The organism is Halospeciosus flavus (assembly GCF_029814175.1).
Lineage (GTDB): Archaea > Halobacteriota > Halobacteria > Halobacteriales > Halobacteriaceae > Halospeciosus > Halospeciosus flavus.
Genome location: NZ_CP122312.1, coordinates 1310852 through 1332748 on the forward strand (window position 1 = coordinate 1310852; position 21897 = coordinate 1332748).

General features: G+C 65.9%; 26 protein-coding genes. 6 read left to right on the forward strand and 20 right to left on the reverse strand.

Translation table 11 applies throughout. The features are described from left to right. Nucleotides 1-27: 27 nt before the first annotated feature. Genes P0Y33_RS06840 through P0Y33_RS06855 form a run of 4 tightly spaced genes read right to left on the reverse strand, consistent with a single transcriptional unit; the run spans nt 28 to nt 5255 of the window. Nucleotides 28-1026, reverse strand: coding sequence for a cytochrome b/b6 domain-containing protein (locus tag P0Y33_RS06840; RefSeq protein ID WP_279529792.1), 999 nt, complete (start codon nt 1024-1026; stop codon nt 28-30). Next, nucleotides 1023-1385 (reverse strand): hypothetical protein, encoded by a 363-nt coding sequence (locus tag P0Y33_RS06845; protein WP_279529793.1) that lies wholly within the window; start codon nt 1383-1385, stop codon nt 1023-1025. The genes P0Y33_RS06840 and P0Y33_RS06845 overlap by 4 nt, the downstream gene beginning before the upstream one ends. Beyond that, nucleotides 1385-2047: a 4Fe-4S dicluster domain-containing protein gene (locus tag P0Y33_RS06850; protein WP_382268314.1), complete on the reverse strand. Its 663-nt coding sequence runs from the start codon at nt 2045-2047 to the stop codon at nt 1385-1387. Before P0Y33_RS06850 ends, P0Y33_RS06845 begins: the two co-directional genes overlap by 1 nt. A 1-nt stretch (nt 2048) precedes the next feature. Then, nucleotides 2049-5255, reverse strand: a complete 3207-nt coding sequence (locus P0Y33_RS06855) for a molybdopterin oxidoreductase family protein (RefSeq protein ID WP_279529795.1) — start codon at nt 5253-5255, stop codon at nt 2049-2051. Between the two features lie 213 nt (nt 5256-5468). On the opposite strand from P0Y33_RS06855, the gene P0Y33_RS06860 reads away from it, so the two are divergent. Next, nucleotides 5469-7592: a hydrogenase iron-sulfur subunit gene (locus P0Y33_RS06860; RefSeq protein ID WP_279529796.1), complete on the forward strand. Its 2124-nt coding sequence runs from the start codon at nt 5469-5471 to the stop codon at nt 7590-7592. A 7-nt stretch (nt 7593-7599) separates the two neighbouring features. Next, nucleotides 7600-8226, forward strand: a complete 627-nt coding sequence (locus P0Y33_RS06865; RefSeq protein WP_279529797.1) for a TorD/DmsD family molecular chaperone — start codon at nt 7600-7602, stop codon at nt 8224-8226. A gap of 582 nt (nt 8227-8808) precedes the next feature. Here the strand turns inward: P0Y33_RS06865 and P0Y33_RS06870 are convergent. From P0Y33_RS06870 to P0Y33_RS06895, 6 genes are read right to left on the reverse strand one after another with little or no spacing between them, the layout of a single operon-like run. After that, complete coding sequence (locus tag P0Y33_RS06870) at nt 8809-8967, reverse strand: hypothetical protein (RefSeq protein ID WP_279529798.1); 159 nt, start codon at nt 8965-8967, stop codon at nt 8809-8811. Nucleotides 8968-9021: 54 nt separating this feature from the next. After that, nucleotides 9022-9372: a hypothetical protein gene (locus P0Y33_RS06875; protein ID WP_279529799.1), complete on the reverse strand. Its 351-nt coding sequence runs from the start codon at nt 9370-9372 to the stop codon at nt 9022-9024. Then, nucleotides 9369-9509 (reverse strand): hypothetical protein, encoded by a 141-nt coding sequence (locus P0Y33_RS06880; RefSeq protein ID WP_279529800.1) that lies wholly within the window; start codon nt 9507-9509, stop codon nt 9369-9371. The genes P0Y33_RS06875 and P0Y33_RS06880 overlap by 4 nt, the downstream gene beginning before the upstream one ends. After that, nucleotides 9509-9784, reverse strand: coding sequence for a hypothetical protein (locus tag P0Y33_RS06885; RefSeq protein WP_279529801.1), 276 nt, complete (start codon nt 9782-9784; stop codon nt 9509-9511). Before P0Y33_RS06885 ends, P0Y33_RS06880 begins: the two co-directional genes overlap by 1 nt. 36 nt (nt 9785-9820) lie before the next feature. Continuing rightward, the gene (locus tag P0Y33_RS06890) at nt 9821-10495 is read right to left on the reverse strand and encodes a DUF7124 domain-containing protein (RefSeq protein ID WP_279529802.1); all 675 of its coding nucleotides are present in this window, start codon (nt 10493-10495) and stop codon (nt 9821-9823) included. Continuing rightward, nucleotides 10492-12267: an aldehyde ferredoxin oxidoreductase family protein gene (locus P0Y33_RS06895; RefSeq protein WP_279529803.1), complete on the reverse strand. Its 1776-nt coding sequence runs from the start codon at nt 12265-12267 to the stop codon at nt 10492-10494. Before P0Y33_RS06895 ends, P0Y33_RS06890 begins: the two co-directional genes overlap by 4 nt. Nucleotides 12268-12391: 124 nt before the next feature. Between P0Y33_RS06895 and P0Y33_RS06900 the strand changes: the two genes are divergently transcribed. Beyond that, nucleotides 12392-13015 carry a molybdenum cofactor guanylyltransferase gene (locus P0Y33_RS06900; protein WP_279529804.1) on the forward strand — a complete coding sequence of 208 codons (624 nt, stop codon included), beginning with the start codon at nt 12392-12394 and terminating at the stop codon, nt 13013-13015. Nucleotides 13016-13045: 30 nt separating this feature from the next. Here the strand turns inward: P0Y33_RS06900 and yqeC are convergent, their stop codons facing one another. Genes yqeC through P0Y33_RS06915 form a run of 3 tightly spaced genes read right to left on the reverse strand, consistent with a single transcriptional unit; the run spans nt 13046 to nt 14394 of the window. Further along, nucleotides 13046-13792 carry a selenium cofactor biosynthesis protein YqeC gene (yqeC, locus tag P0Y33_RS06905; protein WP_279529805.1) on the reverse strand — a complete coding sequence of 249 codons (747 nt, stop codon included), beginning with the start codon at nt 13790-13792 and terminating at the stop codon, nt 13046-13048. 30 nt (nt 13793-13822) lie between these two features. Next, nucleotides 13823-14098, reverse strand: a complete 276-nt coding sequence (locus P0Y33_RS06910; protein WP_279529806.1) for a PadR family transcriptional regulator — start codon at nt 14096-14098, stop codon at nt 13823-13825. Nucleotides 14099-14157: 59 nt separating this feature from the next. Next, on the reverse strand, nt 14158-14394 hold the full coding sequence (locus P0Y33_RS06915; protein ID WP_279529807.1) for a helix-turn-helix domain-containing protein: 237 nt from the start codon (nt 14392-14394) through the stop codon (nt 14158-14160). Nucleotides 14395-14476: 82 nt separating this feature from the next. On the opposite strand from P0Y33_RS06915, the gene P0Y33_RS06920 reads away from it, so the two are divergent. Beyond that, a complete protein-coding gene (locus P0Y33_RS06920) occupies nt 14477-14755 on the forward strand; it encodes a hypothetical protein (RefSeq protein ID WP_279529808.1) in 279 nt (92 codons plus the stop codon). Here the strand turns inward: P0Y33_RS06920 and P0Y33_RS06925 are convergent. The 3 genes from P0Y33_RS06925 to P0Y33_RS06935 form a co-directional block, all read right to left on the reverse strand. Then, nucleotides 14752-15912 carry a hypothetical protein gene (locus P0Y33_RS06925; protein ID WP_279529809.1) on the reverse strand — a complete coding sequence of 387 codons (1161 nt, stop codon included), beginning with the start codon at nt 15910-15912 and terminating at the stop codon, nt 14752-14754. The genes P0Y33_RS06920 and P0Y33_RS06925 overlap by 4 nt on opposite strands. An 86-nt stretch (nt 15913-15998) precedes the next feature. Next, complete coding sequence (locus P0Y33_RS06930; RefSeq protein ID WP_279529810.1) at nt 15999-17021, reverse strand: beta propeller repeat protein; 1023 nt, start codon at nt 17019-17021, stop codon at nt 15999-16001. A 112-nt stretch (nt 17022-17133) separates the two neighbouring features. Then, nucleotides 17134-18105, reverse strand: coding sequence for a beta propeller repeat protein (locus P0Y33_RS06935; RefSeq protein WP_279529811.1), 972 nt, complete (start codon nt 18103-18105; stop codon nt 17134-17136). 125 nt (nt 18106-18230) lie between these two features. Here P0Y33_RS06935 and P0Y33_RS06940 point away from each other — a divergent pair, with 125 nt between their 5' ends. After that, on the forward strand, nt 18231-18551 hold the full coding sequence (locus P0Y33_RS06940) for a PadR family transcriptional regulator (protein WP_279529812.1): 321 nt from the start codon (nt 18231-18233) through the stop codon (nt 18549-18551). 12 nt (nt 18552-18563) lie between these two features. Here the strand turns inward: P0Y33_RS06940 and P0Y33_RS06945 are convergent, their stop codons facing one another. From P0Y33_RS06945 to P0Y33_RS06960, 4 genes are all read right to left on the reverse strand, one after another. Beyond that, nucleotides 18564-19043: a hypothetical protein gene (locus P0Y33_RS06945; RefSeq protein ID WP_279529813.1), complete on the reverse strand. Its 480-nt coding sequence runs from the start codon at nt 19041-19043 to the stop codon at nt 18564-18566. A 55-nt stretch (nt 19044-19098) separates the two neighbouring features. After that, complete coding sequence (locus P0Y33_RS06950; RefSeq protein WP_279529814.1) at nt 19099-19452, reverse strand: hypothetical protein; 354 nt, start codon at nt 19450-19452, stop codon at nt 19099-19101. Beyond that, a complete protein-coding gene (locus tag P0Y33_RS06955; RefSeq protein WP_279529815.1) occupies nt 19449-20321 on the reverse strand; it encodes a ParA family protein in 873 nt (290 codons plus the stop codon). The genes P0Y33_RS06950 and P0Y33_RS06955 overlap by 4 nt, the downstream gene beginning before the upstream one ends. Before the next feature lie 255 nt (nt 20322-20576). Next, nucleotides 20577-21533: a transcription initiation factor IIB gene (locus P0Y33_RS06960; RefSeq protein WP_279529816.1), complete on the reverse strand. Its 957-nt coding sequence runs from the start codon at nt 21531-21533 to the stop codon at nt 20577-20579. A 233-nt stretch (nt 21534-21766) separates the two neighbouring features. Between P0Y33_RS06960 and P0Y33_RS06965 the strand changes: the two genes are divergently transcribed. Beyond that, complete coding sequence (locus P0Y33_RS06965; RefSeq protein ID WP_279529817.1) at nt 21767-21892, forward strand: DUF7503 family protein; 126 nt, start codon at nt 21767-21769, stop codon at nt 21890-21892. The last annotated feature ends 5 nt before the right edge of the window (nt 21893-21897 follow it).

The window sequence follows — 21897 nt, forward strand, 5'->3', positions numbered from 1 at the left end:
GCGAAAGAAAATCGACAGTGAGCAGCCCTACTCGCGCTGCTCACCGCCGTCCGTGGCAGCGGCCTGTTCCTCGTGACGCTGGCTCTCGAAGCGTGCACGGAGGACGTTCCCGTACACGGAGAGCATCATCCCGACGAACAGGACGAGGATACCGAGGTTGACACCGACGGTCATCGCGAGGTTGACCGGTCCACCGCCGACCGTCAGGTCGAGCGGGATGGGGTAGGCGCTGTCGAACATGCTCGCCGTGAGCACGCTGACGATCCCGACGACCGTCACAGCACCCATCAGGTTGGTCACCCACGACCAGGTCGGCCGGAGGCGGAGCTGTTCGATGCCGGTCCCCTCGTGGTCACCCTCGGCGTGGTGTTCGGGGGTGTCCTCCTTCGAGATGAACGCCTTCATCTCGACGGGGTAGAACGCGGGGTGGAAGCCGTGCTCGAAGATGTGGAACATTACACCCATGAACATCACGACGCCGAGCAGTCCGTGGAAGGCGACGAACGCCATCGCGGCGGCCTTCGTCTGCATGAACTGCATCAGACTCGGCTTGCTCCAGATGAGGATGCCGGAGATCATCAGCAGCGTCAGCTCGACGGCGAAGATCCAGATGACGCCCTTCCCGACGTACGAGAGCAGCGGGACCTCGTCGGCGGTGTAGCCGGCGAACTGCCGGGCGTGGGGGTGGCGCTCGTCGGCCTTCCCCAGCACGAACTTGACGTCCTGGATCATCGCCTGGGTGTCGTTCTTGATGTCCGGGAGGACCTCCTTGAAGTTCTTCTGTCGACCCGGACCGATGAGCATCAGCGTGATCCAGAACACGGTCAGGACGATGAGGAAGAATCCGGCGACGCGGTGGACCGCGAGGACGCCGGTGTTCCCGCCCATCAGCTCGACGAGCCACCACAGCTCGTCGTTGAACATGACCGCGTAGCCACTGAAGAAGAGGAAGAACACGTCGAGTGCGAGCAGCGAGTGGAACAGCGTCGTGACTCGCGTGAACTTCCCGTGGTCGAGATTCGTCACTGGTTCTCACCTCCGTCGGTCGCGACGGTCTCCTCGCCGGCCGGTGGCTGCATCCGCGCAGCGAGACGCCGGAACGCGCCCCAGTGGATGAACAGCATCAGCAGGATGAAGAAGCCCATCGCGAAGTCCACGAAGTGGATGACGTCGATGAGGAGCTTCAGCGACGGCATCGTGTTGCCGACGACGAAGTCTGCTCCCACACCGCCGCCCTCGACGGTCGGGCCGATACGGAAGATGGCCTCGTAGAAGGTGTCGGCGGGGCCGCTGACGTACCACGTCACGCCGATCGCGACGGCGAAGCCGACCACGGCGCTGACGAGCACCGCGACGCGCTCGGAGAGCGGTCCCTCCTCGGCCATCAGTTGAACACCTCCGCTTCCTCACCGAAGATGACGTGCATCGCCTCGTCGTTGAAGAACGGCTCGGACTCGCGCTTCTCCATCTCGTCGGCAATCTGCTCGGTGGTGCCGACGAGGATGGCGTCGGTCGCACACTCCTCGGCACAGGCCGGACCCTTGCCGACGTCCTGGCGCTCCTCGCACATCGTACACTTGTCCATCGTACCGCCACTCCCCGTGAAGTCGGCGATGCCCCCGTCGTTGGACTCGGGGAACTGCGGTGCACCGAACGGACACGCAGAGAGGCAGTACTGACAGCCGACACAGAGGTCGTCGACGACGTCGACGAAGCCGTCGTCGTCCTTCCGGAGCGCGTCGGTCGGACAGACCGACACACAGGGTGCGTTCTCGCAGTGGTAACACTGCATCGGGATGGACGTCTCGCCGGGGTCCATCCCCTTGGCGAGTGCCTGGGAGGAACTGGCGTTGTACCCCTCGGCACCCTCCTGTCCCTCGAGCATCGTCGAGATGCTGATGCGCTGTTCGTCACGGGGGAGTTCCCACGTGCGCTTGCACGCGACGACACACCCACCACAGTCGATACACGCCTCGACGTCGGGGAAGATACGGGTGTGCGAACCCGTACTCATGACGCCTTGACTGAGTTGTTCTTTGCTAGACATTTTACTGAACCGTCTCGTTGTCGCGGACGTCGAAGTCCTTCTGGGTCCCGATACCGTTGCGGTCCTGCGGGAACGTGAACTCCGAGAGGTCGACGTCCATGTTGTACTTGTTCAACACTTGCTGGGTCGCCTTCTCGACTTTGACCATCGCGGCCTTCGTCTCCTGCATCTGGGTCTCGACGTCGTACCCCTTCCCGGTGACCGCGTTGGCGCTGTCACCGATGGCGTACGGGACCGTACCCTCGGGGTAGCGGTCCTCGAGGCTCTTGCCCTCGAAGATGCCGCCCCAGTGGTACGGCAGGAAGACCTCTTCCTTGCTCGGCCGGTGGGTCACACGGGCCTTCACGAGGATGGAACCGCGGTCCGTCGTCGAGACGACGACGAGTTCGCCACCCCGGACGCCGAGTTCTTCGGCCTTCTCCGGGTGCAGCTCCACGTACATGTGGGGCTGCAGGTCGGCGGTGTAGATGTTGGAACGAGTCTCTGCACCACCACCCTGGTGTTCGACCTGGCGACCGCTGGTCATGACGACCCACTCGCTGAGGTCACCCTGCTTTTGCAGTTCGCTCATCGCGTTCTTCTGGACCTCGGCGTTGTTCTGGTCGAGCCGGTAGAAGTTGTGCTGTTGGCCGTTGGCGGGCCACTGCTCGACCAGATCCGGCTCTGGACTCTCGATGGGTTCGCGGTGGACTGGGACGGTGTCGATGAAGTTCCACGCGACACCACGTGCGCGGCCACGACCCGTCGGCGCGTCCGGCTGTTTGTTGTCGTACTGCTTGTAGAACTCCTCGTCGAAGTTCGCCCAGTCGTACTTCTTGTTCATCGCCTTCGCCGTGTCGTAGACCGACTTGTTCGGCGAGAGGGCGTACTCGAACGGAATCGTTAGCTCGTCCGGATTCGTCAGGTCGTCCGGGAGCGTCGTCGCGAAGCCGGGGTACTGCGGGACCCCTTCGACCGTGCCGCTGAAGTCCGAGTTCGGCCAGTCGGGGGTGTAGTCGGCCCGGAGCATATTCAGGCCGGCTTCACCCTGCTGGTCGTAGGTGTTCTGGAGCGGGTACTCCTTGTCGGTGTGCGACTGTTCCCACTCCTGTGGGGTGGGAGCCTTCACGCCCCACCGGGCGCGGAAGTCCTGCCCGCCGTTGCGGGGGTCGATGTCGTCGCGCCAGATGATGGGCGTCCCGGGGTGTCCCTCACCCCAGCACGGCCACGGGAGCATCCAGTAGTCGCCGTCGACCGGCGTCCCACTGACGTTGGCCTGGAGGTCCTCGGTACTGAACGCGTAGTCGTACTCGAGGTGCTGCTGGAGGCGTTCGGGCGCCTGCTGGTAGCCGATGGTGCGGACGCCGACGTTGATCTCGCGCAGCGCCTCCTCGTAGGTGCTCTTCCCACTGTAGAGGTTCGGACCGGTCCCCCAGTCGAAGTGCTCGCCCATGCCGAGTTCGTCGGCGAGTTCCTGGATGATCTGCATGTCCGGCTTCGTGTTGTGGCTCGGCGGCCGGACGGGCTCGCTCCACTGGACGGAGCGGTGGGAGTTCGTGAGCGAGCGGTAGTGCTCGTACTGGCTCGACGCCGGGAGGATGATGACCCCGTCGTCGCGGTCCGGGAGGACCGACGCCAGCGAGGGGAAGATGTCCACGACGACGAGCAGGTCGAGTTGCTCCATCGCCGTCTGCATCTTCGACATCTCGCTGATGGAGTTCGACGAGTGCCCCCAGAAGAACGCCGCCTTCACCGGGTTCGGCTGGTAGAGCGGCGTGTCGAGGAGCCGGTCCTCCTGCGGGAGGACGGCGTCGAACCAGCGGGCCACCGTCAGGCCCTTCTGGAACATCATCGAGCGGTCGTTCGGGAACGTCTCGTCGGGGTCCTCGCCCGCCTGCTGACGGTAGAGGTTCTCCGGCATCAACTCGAACTTGTTGTAGAGGTCGCGGAACGACGTCGACCCGCTCGTGTACGGCGACTTGTTCCACACCTCGGACCAGTAGCGCCACGAACCGGGCGAAGACACCGAGTAGTAGCCCGGGAGGATGTGGCTCGCGACGGCGAGGTCCGTCGCACCCTGGACGTTCGCGTGCCCACGCATGACCTGGAGGCCACCGCCCGAGCGGGCGGCGCTCCCCGAGGCGAGCGAGGTGAGCGCGTACGACCGGATGTTCTGGGTCCCGTTGTTGTGCTGGGTCCCACCCATCGCCCACTCGATCTGGACGTTGGGCTTGTTCTCGATGATGAGGTCACCGAGCTTCTGGATGTCTTCGACCGAGATCCAGGTGATCTCGGAGACGGTCTCCAGGTCGTAGTGGTCGAGTTCGGCGTCGACGTCGGGCCACCCCTGGACGCGCTCGTCGATCATCTGGTCGTCGAGTTCGCCCTGCTCTCTCAGGTAGCGGATGAGACCCATCATGAGGGCCACGTCCGTCCCGGGACGCATGCGGAAGAAGTGGTCCGCGTGGGCGGCGGTCTTGGTGAACCGCGGGTCGACGCAGGCGATGGTCCCGCCGCGGGCCTGCCCCTCGAGGATGTGCTGCATCGCGATGGGGTGGGCCTCCGCCGGGTTCTGCCCGATGATGATGTTGAGGTCGAAGTTCCGGTAGTCGTTGATGGTGTTCGTCATCGCGCCGTAGCCCCACGTGTTCGCGAGGCCGGCGACCGTCGTCGAGTGGCAGATACGCGCCTGGTGGTCGATGTTGTTCGTCCCCATGAAGGAGGCGAGTTTCCGCATCGCGTACGCCTCCTCGTTGGAGTGGTGAGCACTCCCGAGGAGCTTGATAGCGTCTCGGCCGTACTCGTCCCAGATGCGGCGGATCTCGTCGCCGATCTGCTTGTAGGCCTCCTGCCAGCCGATCTTCTTCCACTCGCCGTCTTCCTTCTTCAACGGGTGTTTCAGGCGCTTCTCCGAGTGTTCGGCGCCGTAGATGGACGCTCCCTTCGAACAGAGCGACCCGTTGTTGATGGGATTCTCGTCCCAGGGCTCCTGCCCGACGAAGGCGTTGCCCTTCTTCTCGCCACGGAACCCGCAACCGACTGCACAGTAGTTACAGATCGTCTTCGTCAGTTCCGTGTGTTCTGTACCTGCACCGTCCGGCTCTCCCTCGTCACCCTCGGCGAGTGCTCGGCCGGTCGCCCCGCCACCGAGGGCGAGTGCACCGGCGAGCGCGCTCGCTTTCATGAACGAGCGACGGTCGAGGTCGAGTGATACTGGTTCAGTACTCATTAATGGCCTCCTGACTGCTGTCACCGGATACTCTCGCGGTAGGAGTAAGTAAGTTTCCCCAGCGTTCCGAAAGGTACTTCGAGAACCGGCAGCCGTCGCTGGATTCGTTCGTTCAAGGAAATAATTAGGTCTGCCTAAATTATGGTGCGTTCGGTGACACGACCGTCCCTCTCACGCAAACCCTTTCAACTGCCGCGCACTGAGATACTCGGGATGAACGTTGGGGCGTTCGTCTGCTCCTGTGCGGACACCTGTAACATCGACCTGGAGAAAGCCCGCGACGGCGTCAGAGACGTCGACGTGGTGGCGAGTTCCAGTCTGCTCTGTGAGGACGGAATGGACGGCGTTCGGTACGTCGTCGACGAGCACGACCTCGACCACCTAATCGTCACGACGCCCGAGCAGAGCTGCCAAAGTCGGTTCCGCGACCTCCTCGACGAGGCCGATCTCCACCCCGACGCTGTCTCCTTCGTGGACCAGCGCGAGGGTGCGGGGTGGGTCCACGACGAGGAAGACGCGACCGACAAGACCGCGCGAATGATCAACCGCGAATACGCCGCCCTCTCGGAGGAACCGGCCACCCGCTCCGTCTCGAAGGAAGCGGGCGACTCGGTCGTCGTCGTCGGCGACCCCGAGTCGGCGGCCGCGCTCGCAGACACGGCCGACGTGACGCTGGTCGCGGACGGCCAGGACTTCTCGGACGTCGACTACGACCTCGACGACGTGACCATCGAGCGTGGCCGCGTCGTCGACGTCGACGGCTCGTTCGGTGAGTTCGAGGTCCACCTCGAAGCCCGCGTCACCGAGGACTGCGTCTCCTGTATGAAGTGCGTCCGAGACGCGCCCTCGGAGGACGTCGTCACGGCCACGCCGGTCGACATCCTGCCCGACGCGCCGACGGGCGAGTGGATGACCGGGTGTCCGACCGACGCCATCGAACCGGAGGGCACCGAGCGGACCCTGGAGTTCGACCAGGTGGTCTACCCGGCCGCCAACCGCGACACCCGCGGTGGCCGGATGGGCTTCTACACCGGTCCCGTCGACGCGGGCACGGTCGCGTCCATCGAGAGCCTCCTCGGCGGCGTGGAGAAGCCGGACTACCTCGACCTGGAGATGGACGTCTGTGCGGCCGGCACGTCCGGTCAGCAGGGCTGTACCGCCTGCGTCGACGCCTGCCCGCACGGTGCCGTCTCCCGACCCTCCATCGACTCCGTCGAGTTTGACAAGACGGCGTGTCAGGACTGTGGCGCCTGTACGAGTTCTTGCCCGACCGGCGCGACGAAACTCCGCGACCCCTCGAACGAGCGTATCGCGCGCGAGGTCGAGGCCATGCTCGACACCGAGAACGACGAGGGTGGCTGGCTGTTCAACCGTGGCTCGCAGGGCATCGACGAGGAGGTCGTCGCCTTCGTCTGCTCCGAACAGGCCGCCCGTTCGCTTCGGAAGTTCGGCCGACAGGCCGCTCGCCGTGGCGACTACGAGTACCCGCCGATCCTGCCCGTGAACGTCAACTGTACGGACACGGTCGGCGAGGCTCACGTGATGCACGCGCTCGCGGCCGGCGCGGACGGCGTCGCCATCGTTGGTTGTGGCGGCGACTGCCTCCACTCCGGTCCCGACCCGAAGGCCGAACTCGTCCGTCGCCTCGACCGCGCAACCGACGACCTCGGTCTCGGCAAGCGCGTGGAGTTCTTCGCGCCCGACCCCGACGACCCTGACGCGTTCGCCGAGGAACTCTCCCGGTTCGTCGAACTCGAACTCGACGAGTCGCCGGTCCCCTCGGGTGAACACGAGGCCACGGGCGTCGTCGACGCCGAGAAGCCGAACCCCGACTTCAACAGCCACGACTGGACGCTGGAGAGCGTTCGCGCCATCCTCGACCACGTCGACCCCGAGCGCGACGTGATCCGCGGGCTGAAGGACTTCGGCGTCGTCGAGGTGAGCGACGACTGTACGTTCACCCCGACGTGTTCGAGTCTCTGCCCGACCGACGCGCTCCGCCGCGAGAGCGAGGCCGGCCTGGAGTTCAACCACGAACGCTGTGTGAACTGCGGTCTCTGCGAGGAGGGCTGTGTCGAGGACGCCATCTCCCTCGAAGGGGGACTCGACCTCTCGCTCCTCCCCGAGAACAACGACGGCGAGGCCTGGTCGCAGGTCGCCGAGGGCGAGATGCTCGCCTGTCGGAGTTGCGGGAAGGAGTTCACGAGCACCGCCTCCGCGGCGAAGATCGAGTCCGAGGTCGGCGACCAGGTCGCCGGCATCGCACCCGACGAGGCCGAGGGCAGCATCTTCGAGTACTGTGGCGACTGCCGCGCCCAACTCGTCTACGACACCTAACCGAACCATGGACGACGAAGCAATCTACGACGCACGCACCGAACTCATCGACTACTGCATCGACGTGTTCTGGGACGCCCCCGAGGAGGAGTTCCTCACGAACCTCCTCGAAGGCGACCTGGAGACCCCGGGAGAGTCCGTCAACGACGAACTCGACACGGGCTTCGACTACCTCCGCGAGTTCGTCGCGGAGAACGAGGGCCGCGACGTCTCCGAGGTCCGCGACGAACTCGCCCAAGAGTACACCCGCGTCTTCGTCGGCCCGCGTCCGCCGGTGCTCGCCCACGAGACGTACTACCGCGACGATACGGAGTTCATCGGCGAGGGACTCGCGGACGTCGAGGCGAGTTACTCCGGTGCGGGCTGGAAGCCACCGGAAGACTATCCCGAGGAGAACGACCACGTCGCCGTCGAACTCGCCTTCCTGCGTAATCTCGTCGGCCGCCAGCGCGCGGGGCAGGTCGAGGCGTTCGGCTTCGAGCGCGTCTTCCTCGACGAGCACGTCCTCCAGTGGTACGAACCGTTCGTCGACGACGTCGAAGAGAACACCGACGAACCGCTCTACCTCTCGGCGGCCCACGTCTTCGCGGGTCTCGTCGAGTTCGAGGACGAACTGGCCGCGCAGATGGCCTGACACCTCGGACACGTCCACTCACGCGTCCAGTTTTTCGGTCGGCTCCGTACACACTCGTCACGACAGCGCACACGCTGCACTGCGTCGAGATTCGTGAGACCGTAAAAGAGCGGAGAGATTACACGGGTACGAGGAGAATGCCTGGTCCTTCAGGGCCAGGATGAATCCGACACTTCGGAGACATTCAATAGGCGGTGAACCGGTCTGGAGTGTCGATATTACGTCGATTAAGTGGCTGACTCTCGAAGAAATGAGTGGATTCACACGGTGGTGAGCGGCCACTGTAATTCCGCTGGAGGCGGCCTGTCCGCCTACCCTAATCGGACAATATCCGAAATCCGATCGATGCACACTGAACAATGCCCTTGTTCACCCGTGTCGATCGTTCGAAGTCAACAAAGTACCTCTGAATCCGTCGACGAGACGGCTGAAGCCACGTAGAAATACGTGGAACAGCCCCTCCGAGGATAGGAGTAACGGCCGCTTGGCACGGCCATGAGTCAAAGCCATTCGTCGGCCGCTGACTCTAAACCTGAAACTCCCACCGCTCGGGATTCCCCCGTCTTCAGGCGGCGGAGGATGTCAATCGTCGTCGCCGTCCGCGTCCGGTTCCTTCTTCCAGTCGGGGTCTTTCTCGCCTTCGTTGATCTCGTGGGGGCCGATGCAGTAGTCCCACACTTCGTCGCCCTTGTAGTTCATCCCGCTACCAGTCGGACGCCAGCCGGAGTCCTTGTGTGCCATGTTCGTCGCTATCGGTTGCGGAGCGGTTAAAGCTTTGTGAGGCGCCGCGGGTCGTCACTCGACCGGCGGCGCGTTCGGCGGTCGCTCGACGTCGTCGCCGTAATTGTCGAGGAACACCGTCGCGAACAGGTCGACGTGCTTCGCGAGGAGTTCCGACGGCGAGAGCTCCGTGTCCTCGGTCTGTGCTTCGAGGAACGCTTCGAGGTCGTCGCTGGGGTGGTGTCGGACCGTCGCACCCTCGATTTCGAAGTCGACCTCGGTGGCACCGGAGACGAGGTTCTCGATCTCGAGGAGTGCCTGCTCGACCTTCGACTCGAGCGCCTCGTCGGTCTCTTTCATCTGCCTGTTCCCCCACTCCTCGGCGGCGGCGAGGAGTCGGTCGCTGGCCTCGAACTCGAGCGTCAAAACGACACCCCCTGACCCTCGAACGCACGGGTCCACGTGGTCGTCTCCTCACACACGGGGCACTGGTCGACGAACTGGTCGCCGGGTTGTCCGTGCATCTCGGCCATCTGTCCGCACTCGGTGCACTCGTAGTACATTATTCCTCGGGGGGGAACGTCTCGGCCGTCGGTTCGCCCTGGCCCAGCTCGCTGGCGAGGTAGAGTAGGCCGCCGGCGAGGACGGCGATGACGGCGAGGCCGACGATTCCGGGGAAGAACGTCTGTCCGACGTACTGGCCGATCGTGCCCGTCGAGGCGGTGGCCGGGAGCATCGTCGAGGCGACGTTCAGCCCGACGACGACGGTCCACAGCAACCCGAGCAGGACGGCGAACGTGACGAAGCCCGCCTGGTCTACGGCGTTTCGAATACTCATGGTCTCACTCTCCCTTGCGTACGGGAGCACCAAAAATCATTCTTCCAGTTCCCAACCGGCGCCCGCTGCCGCTTCCTCCAGCGGGACGAACTCCCAGCCGGCCTCCTCGGCGATCCACTCCTGGTCTTCGGTGCCGACGACGACCATCCGCTCGGCGTAGAACATCGAGTGCTCGCCGATGTCCGCGAGGCGCTCGGCCGGACCGGACCCCGAACCGTTGAAGAAGTCGGTGTCGAGGCCGTGGTCGCGCTGGAACTTGTTGATGTCGTGGGCCGCCACTTCGCCGACGATGCCCACCCAGTCGGACCACTCGTTGGTCTCCGCGAGCGCGAGACGCACGTCGTCGATTCGCTGGAGCGCCTCGTACGTGTAGGCGGTCGTCATATCGTCGACGCCGCCACCGTGTGGGCCGGACGCGCGCGACTCGGTGTGTGGGTCCTCGGGGTGCTGTGGCTCCCTCGGGTCGGTCCCGCCGCCACTCCCACCACCGCTCCCGCCCTGATCCTTCGGGATGCCTGCGGGCTTCTTCCGGTCGTCATTCGGGACGTGGGGGACGGCGTCGCTCGCGGTGGTCGTCTCCGGTTCGTCGGCCGGTTCGGGTTCCTCGTCGGGACTACCCTCGCCTTTCCAGATCCAGTCGCCGCGGTTGCCGGTCTCTTCGTCCTCGTCTGTACCCGTGTCCAGTTCGTCCAGATTGATCTTCTCTGTCATCGTGTCTGTGAGAGTGTGTCGAGTTCGTCGAGCGTGACGTCGACGTCGAGTCGGTCGCGCGTCTCCGCGGTCGGGACACCCCGTTCGTCCCACCCGCGGCGGTCGTAGTAGCGGTCCAGTAGCACGTCGAAGTGGTCGCGGTCGATGGTCTCGCCCGCGGCCGGCCCGTCCGGGAGTGGCTCCGTCAGCGGGTCGGGAAGCGAGTCGTCCGCGCGGGTGTGGCCCTCGCGGACGTTGAAGAGGCGGACGAGCGTCCAGATGCGTTCGCCGGTCTCCAGCAGGGAGGCGGGCGTCACGTCGTAGCCGGCCGCGCGGAGCCACGAGGTCCCGAGGTCGTCGACCGTCTCGCCGACGAAATCGTCCGCGACGAGACTCCAGAGGACCGAGCGGCGGTCCTGTTCCTCGACGACCGCCGAGACGCGGTCGGCGTCCGTCCACCCGTCGGCAGCGATGGCCTCCTCCTCGACCGGACGGGCGCGGCGGTGGCAGGCCCCCCGGTCGCTGGTCGCGTACGCGAGAGCCATCGTCGGCGCGGCCCGCGGGTCGTACGCGGGCAGTTCCATCGCCTTCACCGAGGGGATGTACTCGTCCGTGCCCAGAACCTCTGCGGCCGCGACTACGCCGTCCGCGAGCGCGTCGCCGAGGTCGGTCTCGCGTCCGGCGATGTCGCGGATGAGGTCGCGGGCAGCCTCGGGGTCGCCGAACGCGACGTCGCGGTCAAGGTGACCGTCGGCGCTCGCGCGCGCCGCGAACGCGACGGCGTTGCCCGCGGTGATGACGTCGACGCCGAGTCGGTCGCACACCGCACCGAGTTCGGCGACGGCGTCGAAGTCGTCGATGCCGAGGCCCGCACCGAGCGAGATGGGCGTCGAACCGCGGGGAATCGTCGTCCCCTCGGCGCTCTCAACCTCGAAGCCGCCGGGCATCGCCGCGTCGTCGTGCTCGCGGCCGGTGGCCGCCTCGCGGACGGCCTCGATACCGATGTCGTCGGCGCCCTCGAAGGTCCCCTCCTGCCACCCGCGGGTGGGGAGCCCACCGACCTCGTTGGCGAAGTCGACGGTCTCGACGGTCTCGCTGGCGGCCTGCCAGCGGCCCACGTCGGAGTCGGCGAACGCCTCGGCGGCGTCCTCGCGGGCGGCCGCGAAGTCCGCTGGCGGTTCGGGCGCGTCACCGCGGGCGACGACGGCCTTCAGGTTCTTCGACCCCATCACGGCGCCGGCACCGCCCCGACCCGCGTGGTGGTCGCCGCCGTCGGAGGCGATGGTCGCGTATCGAACCCGGTTCTCGCCGGCCGGCCCGACGCAGGCGACGGCACCGTCGTAGGCGTCGTCCACCCCGGCGGCGTCCGCTCCGGCGAGGTCGTCCGCGGGTTCGAGGTGGGCGTCGCCGTCCTCGACAACGAGCGCGGTCGGTTCTTCGGCCCGTCCGGTGACGACGACGAGCATGTGCTCGCCGAGCGCACCCGCGAGTTGCTCGGGGAACGTTCCGCCGGCGTAGGAGTCGAGGAAGGTGTCCGTGAGCGGCGATTTGGTGACCGCCGCGTAGCGTTGCTCGCCCGGGAGCGCACCCGTGAGCGGACCGAGGGCGAACACGAGGGCGTTCGCCGGTCCGAGCGGGTCGGCTCCCCGTGGCACCTCCGCGTGGAGGTAGCGCGCACCGAGTCCCTTCCCGCCGAGGTAGCGGTCGAGCCACGGTTCGGGAATCGCCTCGCTGGTGACGGTTCCCGCGGAGAGGTCGACCCGGAGCGCGCGGTCCGGGCGGGTCCAGTTCATGTCACCGGATTACGCGTCCGAGCGGGTAAGGGTTACTGCCTCGTCGCGATTCCCGCCGAAAGGTCACTGACACGTTCGTACGCGTCGCGACACGCTCTTTCCCGCGGACCCCGAATGGGCGGGTATGCACAGCGGCGTCATCATCGCTGGCGGCCGGTCGACTCGGTTCGGCGACGCGGACAAGGCCGTCGCCGACCTCGCGGGTACGCCGATGACCCGCCGGGTCGCCGACCGTCTCGAACCCATCGTGGACGAACTCGTCGTGAACTGCCGCGCCGACCAGCGTGACGCACTCGACGACGCCCTCGACGGCTACCCCCTCCCGGTCACCTTCGCCGAGGACCCCGAGACCGACCAGGGGCCGATGGCCGGTATCCGGAACGGACTCCGCGGCGCGTCGGGCGAGTTCGCCGCGGTCGTCGCCTGCGACATGCCGTTCCTCGACCCCGGATTCCTCGACTACCTCTTCGAGCGCGCTGCGGGCCACGAGGCGGCGGTCCCCCGCGTCGGCGAGGGTGGGTGGTTCCAGACCACGCAGGCCGTCTACCACGCCGACGCGATGGCCGACGCCTGCGACGACGCCCTCGCCCGCGACGCGCGCAAGATTATCGAACCGCTGTTCGACCTCGACTACGTCGTCGTCACCGAGGACGAGGTCGAGGAACACGCCGCGAACGGCCTCGACACCTTCGAGAACCTCAACACACGCGAGGAGTTCGAGGCCGCGCAGTCACACTTCTCGGGGTAGGCGCGGACAGTTGTACAATCGTTCAATTGTTCACGCCTCGACGACGTTGACGAGCGGACCGTCCTCGCGGGCGTGACTCGTGAGGACGACGCGCGGGACCTCGGTGCGGGCGTGAATCGCTTCGGCGACGTCGCGTCCCGTCTCGGCGAGCGTGTCGTCGTCGACCTTGTTGAGAACCGGAACCACCGTCGCGCCCTCGGGGACCCCCTTGCGACCCCCTTCCTCGTGGGCGAGGACGGTCGCGACGGCCTCGGCAGTGATAGTGTCGCCCGGGTCGAGTCCCGTGAGGGCGGCGACGCGCTCGACGCGGTGGACGCGCTCCTCGGTGAGGGGTTCGCCCACGACGTCGACGGCCGCGACCGGGAGGACCGTGTCGGCGTCGGCGGGGAGTTGTGGTTCGCGCTCCGCGGGCGCCTTGAAGTCGCGCATCCGCGCGCCGTCGGCCTTCACGAGGACGGCGTCGACGTCCTGGTCGGACGCGGCCGCCGCCATCGCCTCGACGACGTCGGTGTCGTAGCCGAGGTAGCGGTCGGGTCGCTCCTGTTCGGGGACGACGCCGAGCGGCCAGTCGCCCTCGTCGGCCGCGCGAATCGCCGCCGCGGGGTCCTCGGTCACGACGAGGTCGGCGACGTACTCCGCGAACGGTGGGATGCGGACCGTCGCCGTGACAACCGCGCGGTCCAGACGCTCGGCGAGTGCGTACAGCGTCGACTTCTTCCCCCCGGCGCCGACCGCACAGACGACTCCCTCGGCGGCGAGTGCTTCGGTGAACTCCATACCTACACCCTCACGGGCGCGCGGCAAAAATCACCCGTCGACGTACCGGTCTTGCCAGTCGCGGCGTCGCTCGACCATCCGTTCGCCGGTGTCGGTGAGTGCGTAGCGGTTCGTCCGGTCGTCGGCCCTCCCCTTCTCGACGAGTCCGTCGTCGACGAGCGTATCGAGGTTCGGGTAGAGGCGGCCGTGGTTGATACTCGACTGGTAGTAGTCCTCTAGCTCCGCCTTGACGTCGAGTCCGTTCGGGTCGTCGAGCCCGCAGACGACGAACAGCAGGTCGCGTTGGAAGCCAGTGAGTTCGTCCATGCTTGTATATACAATATGGAGTTGCTACAAAAATCCGCGGGCCGTTTCGCCGGGGACGGCTACCGTTCGACCGCGTAACGCCCCTCTTCGGTAATCCGGTAGACGACCTCCCCGCTCACGGCTTCGAGGTACCCGCGCTCGACGAGGGCGGCGCACCGCCGCTCCGCGAGGGGCGTGTGCAATCCGACGCGGTTGGCGACGATGGCGGCGTACTCCACCCGTTCTCCCGCCAGGAACTCGAGTATCGCCCGGTCCGTAGGCCGGAGTTCGTCGCCGGGGTGGGACGCGTCACTCATACACGTTTAGTGAGGTTTGATAGCACTTAACACTATCCCCGGTGCCGTAGCGAGTAAGTGCGGCGCCGCCGTCGGGGCGTGTATGACCGAGGACACCGACGCCGTGCCCGTCTGGTTGGTTGAACGAACCTACTCCGACGACGAGCAGAACCTCATCATCCTCGTGTACGCGACGACGGACGGCGAACGCTACCTCCGCAAGGAGCGGGCGCTGACGAGTTTCAGCGACGTGCGGGACACCACGGCGGGACTCCTCGCGGACCCGGAGAATCTCGGCTGGACGTCGGAAGAAGACCGCGAGCGCTACGCGTCGGAGGCCCAGCGGATGGCCGAAGAACACGAACTCGACGACGTCATCTAGGTGTCCGAAGACCCGTCGCCGTCGATCTCCGTGACCGACTCGGGACCGGTCGTCGTCGACTGCGAGGACGCCGAATCAGCCGTCGAGTCGCTCGTCGAATACGTGGTCGAGGTGTCGACCGGTTCCTCGACCGCCTCGCCGTCGGTCGTGTCGGTCGTCGTGTCACCACTCTCGTCGTTCGTGTCTGTGGAACGCTCCGCAGGGACCGAGTCGGACTGCTTCGCTCCCCTCTCGACCCACTCGTCCGGCGGGTCGGCGACCGCGTCCGAATCGGGTTCGTAGACGGCGACGACGCCATCCTCGCCGACGGCGACGTGTTCGGGTCCGTCGGTGACCGCGAAGAAGTCTGACTCGACGTCCGTCTCGAGTCGGACCCACCCCTCGACCGGACGGCGTTCGAAGAGTGTCCCCTCGGCCGAGGCGACGAGGACGACATCGTCGCGCTGGCGACGTGCCACCGCGCGGATGGCGTTCTCGCCGATGCGGGTCGGCGTCCAGTTGTCGAGGTCGCGGTCGTAGCGGAAGACGAGACCGTCGTTGGCGCCGACGAGGATTTCGTCGTCGAGGGCGAGGACGTCGTTGAGGTTGACCTGTGCGTTCGGAATGCCGCGGTACTCCCACCCGTCGGCGGTCTCCTCGTACACCTCGCTGTTCGTGTCCACTGCGACACACCGACCGGACGGCCCGGCGGAGAGTTCGCCCAGCGTCGACCCGTGGCCGGGTTCCATCACCTCGCCCCACTCGGGACCGTCGTCGGTGAGTGTGATCGGGAGGACCTCTCCCGACCCGTTCGCGACGCGGACGGTCTCGGACCCGCGGTCGCCGTGGACGGCGATGGTCTCCCACGTCGAGGTCTTCTCCATCGGCGCGGTGTAGTCGGTCTTCCGGTAGCGGTCGAGGTCGAGGTGACCGAGCGCCCCGGCCGCGCCGGCCAACCACACCCGCCGACCGTCGTCGGTGACCGCGAGCGCGTTGAGTTCGTGTGGGTCCGCACCCGGCCCGGCGCCGCGGAACTGCTCCCACTCGTCCGTCCGGTCGTCGTACGCGAACACCGTTCCCTCGGGACCGATGACGACCGGCCCGCGAACGGTGGAGACGACGTCGCGTAGTTCACCGTCTGTCGGCGACGCTACCTCCTGAATGTCGATATCGCCCATTGTGTTTCCCGTGGCAGAGACGCCGCCACGAGTATTTATTACACTACCTACTCTGATAAAAAGATTGGCTCGCAGACCGGACGGCGTCAGCGTTCGAGGATGGTGCCGTTGTTGCCGACGACGACGTCCGGGGTGTCGTTTCCGAAGTGGGCGCCGTAGGACATCTCGTTGAGCGTGTCCGAGACGGGCATCTTCACCGGTTCCCAGTCGGAGGAGGGCGCCTTGTGGTAGGCGGTGCCGCCGGACCCGACGACGAACTTGTCGCCGGTGTCCTTCCGGTCGATGCTCCGGAGGTCGGCGTTCCCGAGGTCGATGGGGGTCCAGCGGTTACAGTCACAGTCGAGGCGGTACACCTTACCACCGCCCGCCGTGATGTACACGTGCTTTGTCCCGTCGCCCGTGGCGAAACTGATGAGGTCGTAGAAGGCGACCTGCGCGTTCGGAACGCCGATGTCGGACCACGTGCCGCCGGCGTCCTTCGTCTCGAAGGCGTTGCCGGAGGTGTCACACGCGTGGCCGACCTTCACGTTCGCCTCGCGGAAGTCGATGGCGGGGATGTTCGACCCGCTCCCGGGCTTCATCACGTTGCCCCACTGCATACAGCCGTCGGAGTCCATCGACCCCTTCAGGATCTCACCGGACCCGTTGGCGACGTACACCGTCTCGCTGTTCGCGTTGCCGGTGACGGTGATGGCCTCCCACGTCGACGTCTTCTCCTTGGGGTAGGAGTAGTTCGTCTTCACGCCGGTGTTCACGTCGTAGGTCCCCATCGCACCGGAGGACCCCGCGAACCAGACGCGCTTCCCGTCGTCCGTGACGGCACACGTCCGCATGCTGTTGCTCCGCGTGGCTGGACCACTGTTGTAGACGAGTTGCCACGAGCCGTTCCGGCGGTGGAGGATGTTCCCCGCCTTCCCGACGGCGACGTGGCCGTTCACCGTGTCGGAGACGCCGTATAGCGTCTTCGAGACGGGGGAACTCACTTCACTCCAACTGCTCGCCGTCGCGGCGGAGGTCGTCTGGACGACTGCTGCCCCACCGGCCGCAGTAGCGGCGACGCCACCGGCCGCTTTCAGGAACGTCCGCCGAGTCTGGTCGGTTTCACCCATGCTGAGTCACCTACGTTCAGAGAAGAACGGAAACAGAAAAGGAATTGTGGCCTAGTTATAGATATTCAACCAATGGCCTACCAGACAGCAATTTAGAACTTGTGGCCACCCGTCACGTCCGCTCGAGGATGGTCCCGCTGTCCCCGACGACGACGTCGGGGTTCCCGAGCGCACAGCCGTTGAGGTGGAGTCCGACCGGCGTCTGGTACTCGCCCCACCCGGCCCACTGTTTGCGGAGTGCGCGGCCGGACCCGCCACAGCCGAGCCACTCGCCGTCGTCGTTGTGGACGATGGCCGAGAGTTCCTTCGACCCAGGGCTGAATGGCGTCCACCGAGTACAGTGGCGGTCGCCGCGGTACAGTTGTCCGCTCCCGCCGACGACGTAGACGTGGTCGGGTCGACTGACGACGTCGTTGAGCGGGACCTGTGAGAACTCGATGCCGACGTGGTCCCACGTCTCGCCGCCGTCTTTCGTCGCGTAGACGGCTTCGCCGTTGGTGACGGCGTGACCCTTCTTCCGCTCGTAGAAGTCGATACCGTTGACCGTATAGCCGCCGCCGGTGTCGGTGGTGTGCCACTGCATGGCTCCCGAGGAGTCGCGGGTGCCGACGACGACGCGGCCGGAACTCGTCGCGAGGTAGACACGCTCCTTCCCGGAACGCCCCCACGCGACGACGTCGTTGTAGGTCGTCCCGTTGTTCACGGGCGAGGTGTATCCCTGCATCGTCCCCGTCTCGAGGTCGTAATAGCCCACGCGCCCGCTGGAGCCACACATCCAGAGGTACTTCCCGTCGCTCGTGGTGTCACAGGCGTGGAGCGTCTTGTTGTCGCCCGTGACGCCGTCGGCGACGACGATGGTCCACCCGTCCGAGCCACGCCGGAGGACGTTCCCGCCACTGCCCACCGCGTAGGACTTGCCCGCCGCGAAGACGGTGTCGTAGAGCGCGTTCCCGGTCGGTGAGTCGACCTCCACCCACTCGCTGTTGGCCGTCGCCGACGCGACGCCGCCCACCCCGAGGGCGGTCGCGCCGGCGATGGCCCCCGTCGCGAGGAGCGACCGCCGAGAAAGTCGTCTCTCGTCCATACTCTTGATACAGAAGAGGGGCCTGCACACAAAATGACCTTTGGCCGTTCTGTTAACACGAACCGACAGTTTCCGTGGACGAGGCCGCCCAAATGTCTTTATGCGGACACGCGGAAGAGTCGCCCATGTACGACCTCATCGCCTTCCAGCGCGACCTCCTCTACGTCATCGGTGGGCTCGACGACCCGAGCGGACTCGACGTCAAGGAGGAACTGGAGGAGTACTACGAGTCGGAGGTCCACCACGGTCGCCTCTACCCGAACCTCGATACGGTCGTCGAGAAGGGACTCGTCGAGAAGGGGAAAGTCGACCAGCGGACGAACTACTACACGCTGACCCGACGCGGGCGCCGCGAGATCGCGGACCGCCGCGAGTGGGAGAACGAGTACCTCCGCCAGAGCCCACACGACTTCGACGTCGAGACGAACGTGTCCGCGGACGACTGAGGACCCGGTCTCTCAGAACCGCGAACCGAGGAGCGCGGCCCCCGCGCCGACCAGCGCTGTCGGGACGCCCGCCTGGACGACCGGTACGACGAGGTCGCCGAGGTTCGCGCCACCCCCGCCGTCGCCGCCACCGAGCGCGAGCGACATGAGGAACAGCGCGAGACCGGCGAGGACGTAGAACCCGAAGAACGAACCGACGCCCGCCGCGAATGCGCCGTCGCGTGCCCCGCCCGGCGTCGCGTCCCGGCCGAGAATCGCGCCGACGATGCCACCGACGGTCGGGCCGATGAGGAGCGTCACGACGGCACTCTGGAGGAAGGCGAGCGTCGTGACGACCTGTCCCATCCCGAATGCGCCGCCGCCGACCCGGGACTTCACCCAGGAGAGGCCGACCAGTCCGGTCAATCCGAGTCCGACGCCGACCACCGCGAAGACGGCGACGACGAGTCCTGCAGTTCGCCAGCGGTCGCTTCCAGCGGTGTCGTTTGTCACGTTCGTGGGAACCGACGGCACGGAGAAAAGTGTGTTCGCCGTCGTCGTCGGTCGGCTACTCGTCCAGTTCTTCGGGGTCGATTCCGCGTGCGTCGAGGACGAGTTCGACGATGCGTTCGGGGTTCTGGACGGCGAGACGGACCATCGCGTCGTGGGCCTCGCGGCCGGCGAAGTCGCGGATGTCCTCCTCGGCGAGCATTCGCTTCACCTCGAAGTCGATGACGTCCTGGAGTTCCTCCCAGGACTCCTCGCGCGGGTAGATCGAGCGCTGGAGGTCGTTCGTGAAGTCGAAGGCTGGCCCACCGGACTCCTCTTCGACTTGCTCTTCGACCGCCGCGGCGTCGACCTCCGCGGGACCGCTCTCGTCGAGTTGCTCGCGGAGGTCGCCGAGGGGGGTCTCTTCGCTCATTCGCCCACCTCCTCCTCGACGGTGGCGGCGAGCGTATCGAGGTGCGCTACCTGGTCGTTGTTCGGGTCGTAGTGTGCGAGGGGCATGTTCTCTCCGAAGGCTTTGGTGAAGGCGCGCCGGTCGCGGATACCGGGTTTGGGGAGTTCGTCTAGCTCGCCGTCGTCAATGCGGTCGAACGTCTCCGGGCCGATGCGTGCGAACTCGGGGACGAACTCGCCGAAGTTCTCGTTCAGGTCCTCGATGAGGATGCGATCGGAGTTCCGCTGGTCGATGCGGTTCGAGATGCGGTTGGGGACGACCGAGAGGATGTCGAGACCGATCTGCTTGCGGATGGGTTTGATCTGTCGTTCGAGCGTGCGTTCGAACCCGGCCAGCGACTCGTTGCCCGGTGTGAGGGGGATGAGGATGTTCTGCGTCGCGACGAGCGCGTTGTCCGCGAGTTTCCCGCGGTAGGCGGGGCTGTCGGTCACGACGTAGTCGTAGACGCCCTCGTCGAGGAGGGGTTCGACCATGTCGCGGCGGAGTCGGACGTCGGAGAACATCGAGTTCCGGAGGCGGTCTTCGACCTTCTCCAGTCCCTTCGAGGAGGGCACGACGTCGAAGCCGAACTCGGTCGAGTGGATGACGTCCGCGGGAGCGGCGTCGCCGTCGTCGAGGAGGACGTCGCCGATGTCCTCGTCGCCGTCTCGGTACACTTCCTTGAAGCCCAACCCCATGGAAGCGTGGCCGTTCGGGTCGAGGTCGATGAACAGGACGTCGTTCCCACGGGCCGCGAGCCGGTCGGTGAGGTTGACCGCGATGGTCGACTTCCCGACACCACCCTTGAGGATAGAGACACTGACCGCGCGTGGATTCGTGTTAGTCGACATGCTTGGGGGAGATCGCGAGGTGATCGGACGCCGAGCGTGTCCTCCCTCGCGCGTGTGTCTCACCTGTACAACGGTCACCCGCATTAAACCCTGTGCAGACGGTGTACACTCGGTGCACACTGTACAATGTGTGTTGGTGAGCGTCGAACACTGATTCTGGGGGGACAGTGGCTCTCTGCGAAGAAATCGTGGGCCGTGACGCGCGTCAGACGCGCGTCGTCGGCCGTTCGACGAGCAGTGTGTGCAGTGTCCGGCTCACTCGAAGCCCATGGCTTCGATCTGCTCCTGGTAGCGATTGCGGATCGTGACTTCCGTCACCTGCGCGACCTCGGCGACCTCGCGTTGGGTCTTCTTCTCGTTGCAGAGCAGCGACGCCGCGTAGATGGCCGCGGCGGCGAAGCCCGTCGGGGACTTCCCGGAGAGCAGTCCCTGTTCGGCGGAGACGTCGATGATCTCGTTGGCCTTCGCTTGCGTCTCTTCGTTCAGCCCGAGTTCGGAGGCGAAGCGGGGGACGAACTGCTTGGGGTCGACCGGCTCCATCTCGAGGGAGAGTTCCTGGGCGACGTAGCGATAGGTCCGACCGATCTCCTTTTGGTCGACCCGGGACACCTCGGCGACTTCTTCGAGCGAGCGGGGGATGCCTTCCTTCCGGCAGGCAGCGTAGAGACACGACGTCGCGACGCCCTCGATGGATCGCCCACGGATCAGGTCTTCTTTGAGCGCGCGACGGTAGATGACGGAGGCGACCTCGCGGACCGAGCGGGGAACACCCAGCGCGGAGGCCATCCGGTCGATTTCGGAGAGCGCGAACTGCAGGTTTCGCTCGCCGGCGTCCTTCGTCCGGATTCGTTCCTGCCACTTGCGGAGACGGTGCATCTGTGAGCGCTTCTTCGAGGAGATGGAGCGACCGTAGGCGTCCTGGTCCTTCCAGTCGATCTGGGTGGTCAGGCCCTTGTCGTGCATCGTCTGCGTGGTGGGTGCGCCGACGCGGGACTTCTCCTGACGCTCGGAGTGGTTGAACGCTCGCCACTCCGGCCCGCGGTCGACGTTGTCCTCCTCGATGACGAGGCCACAGTCCTGACAGATGAGCTCCCCCTGGTCCGCGCTCATGCTGATGTTGTCGGACTCACACTCGGGACAGGTCTGTGTCCCTTCGGATTCCGACTCCGTCTGCTCCGCCTCTCGCTCTTGTTGCCGGCTCGGGCGAACCATTGTACGTTACTCAAGTACACCGGTAGCTTTAAGCCCTTTGCCCAGCCGGGTGCCATAAATCTTATAATGTTGTAGATGCGGGGTGTGTCTCCGATGCACGCTCGTCGGCTCGGGCCGGTATTTCTCGTCGCTCCGAAGAGGTAATCTCGCGGCCGAGAGCGAAGAATTAGCTGGAGACCTCTCTTTATTCTTGAGTTAAGTTCAGTCAGTTCCCGCCAGTAGGTGGAAGTGTAATGTCCGACCTCCCCCAAACGCTGGCAGACCACCCACGCATGATCGGCGTCCTGTTCACGATGGCCCTGCTGCTGTCGCAGGCCGGAAACGCTGCCGCGATGTTCTCCTGCAACCCCGGTCCGTAAGGCGG

Coding starts and splice junctions, on each gene's coding strand:
- P0Y33_RS06860 (WP_279529796.1), top strand. CDS start 5,469: ATGAACGTTGGGGCGTTCGTCTGCTCCTGTGCGGACACCTGTAACATC.
- P0Y33_RS06910 (WP_279529806.1), bottom strand. CDS start 14,098: ATGGACGAACTCACTGGCTTCCAACGCGACCTGCTGTTCGTCGTCTGC.
- P0Y33_RS06865 (WP_279529797.1), top strand. CDS start 7,600: ATGGACGACGAAGCAATCTACGACGCACGCACCGAACTCATCGACTAC.
- P0Y33_RS06850 (WP_382268314.1), bottom strand. CDS start 2,047: ATGTCTAGCAAAGAACAACTCAGTCAAGGCGTCATGAGTACGGGTTCG.
- P0Y33_RS06955 (WP_279529815.1), bottom strand. CDS start 20,321: ATGTCGACTAACACGAATCCACGCGCGGTCAGTGTCTCTATCCTCAAG.
- P0Y33_RS06870 (WP_279529798.1), bottom strand. CDS start 8,967: ATGGCACACAAGGACTCCGGCTGGCGTCCGACTGGTAGCGGGATGAAC.
- P0Y33_RS06855 (WP_279529795.1), bottom strand. CDS start 5,255: ATGAGTACTGAACCAGTATCACTCGACCTCGACCGTCGCTCGTTCATG.
- P0Y33_RS06895 (WP_279529803.1), bottom strand. CDS start 12,267: ATGAACTGGACCCGCCCGGACCGCGCGCTCCGGGTCGACCTCTCCGCG.
- yqeC (WP_279529805.1), bottom strand. CDS start 13,792: ATGGAGTTCACCGAAGCACTCGCCGCCGAGGGAGTCGTCTGTGCGGTC.
- P0Y33_RS06940 (WP_279529812.1), top strand. CDS start 18,231: ATGTACGACCTCATCGCCTTCCAGCGCGACCTCCTCTACGTCATCGGT.
- P0Y33_RS06880 (WP_279529800.1), bottom strand. CDS start 9,509: ATGTACTACGAGTGCACCGAGTGCGGACAGATGGCCGAGATGCACGGA.
- P0Y33_RS06930 (WP_279529810.1), bottom strand. CDS start 17,021: ATGGGTGAAACCGACCAGACTCGGCGGACGTTCCTGAAAGCGGCCGGT.
- P0Y33_RS06920 (WP_279529808.1), top strand. CDS start 14,477: ATGACCGAGGACACCGACGCCGTGCCCGTCTGGTTGGTTGAACGAACC.
- P0Y33_RS06915 (WP_279529807.1), bottom strand. CDS start 14,394: ATGAGTGACGCGTCCCACCCCGGCGACGAACTCCGGCCTACGGACCGG.
- P0Y33_RS06925 (WP_279529809.1), bottom strand. CDS start 15,912: ATGGGCGATATCGACATTCAGGAGGTAGCGTCGCCGACAGACGGTGAA.
- P0Y33_RS06845 (WP_279529793.1), bottom strand. CDS start 1,385: ATGGCCGAGGAGGGACCGCTCTCCGAGCGCGTCGCGGTGCTCGTCAGC.
- P0Y33_RS06935 (WP_279529811.1), bottom strand. CDS start 18,105: ATGGACGAGAGACGACTTTCTCGGCGGTCGCTCCTCGCGACGGGGGCC.
- P0Y33_RS06885 (WP_279529801.1), bottom strand. CDS start 9,784: ATGAGTATTCGAAACGCCGTAGACCAGGCGGGCTTCGTCACGTTCGCC.
- P0Y33_RS06950 (WP_279529814.1), bottom strand. CDS start 19,452: ATGAGCGAAGAGACCCCCCTCGGCGACCTCCGCGAGCAACTCGACGAG.
- P0Y33_RS06890 (WP_279529802.1), bottom strand. CDS start 10,495: ATGACAGAGAAGATCAATCTGGACGAACTGGACACGGGTACAGACGAG.
- P0Y33_RS06900 (WP_279529804.1), top strand. CDS start 12,392: ATGCACAGCGGCGTCATCATCGCTGGCGGCCGGTCGACTCGGTTCGGC.
- P0Y33_RS06960 (WP_279529816.1), bottom strand. CDS start 21,533: ATGGTTCGCCCGAGCCGGCAACAAGAGCGAGAGGCGGAGCAGACGGAG.
- P0Y33_RS06965 (WP_279529817.1), top strand. CDS start 21,767: ATGTCCGACCTCCCCCAAACGCTGGCAGACCACCCACGCATGATCGGC.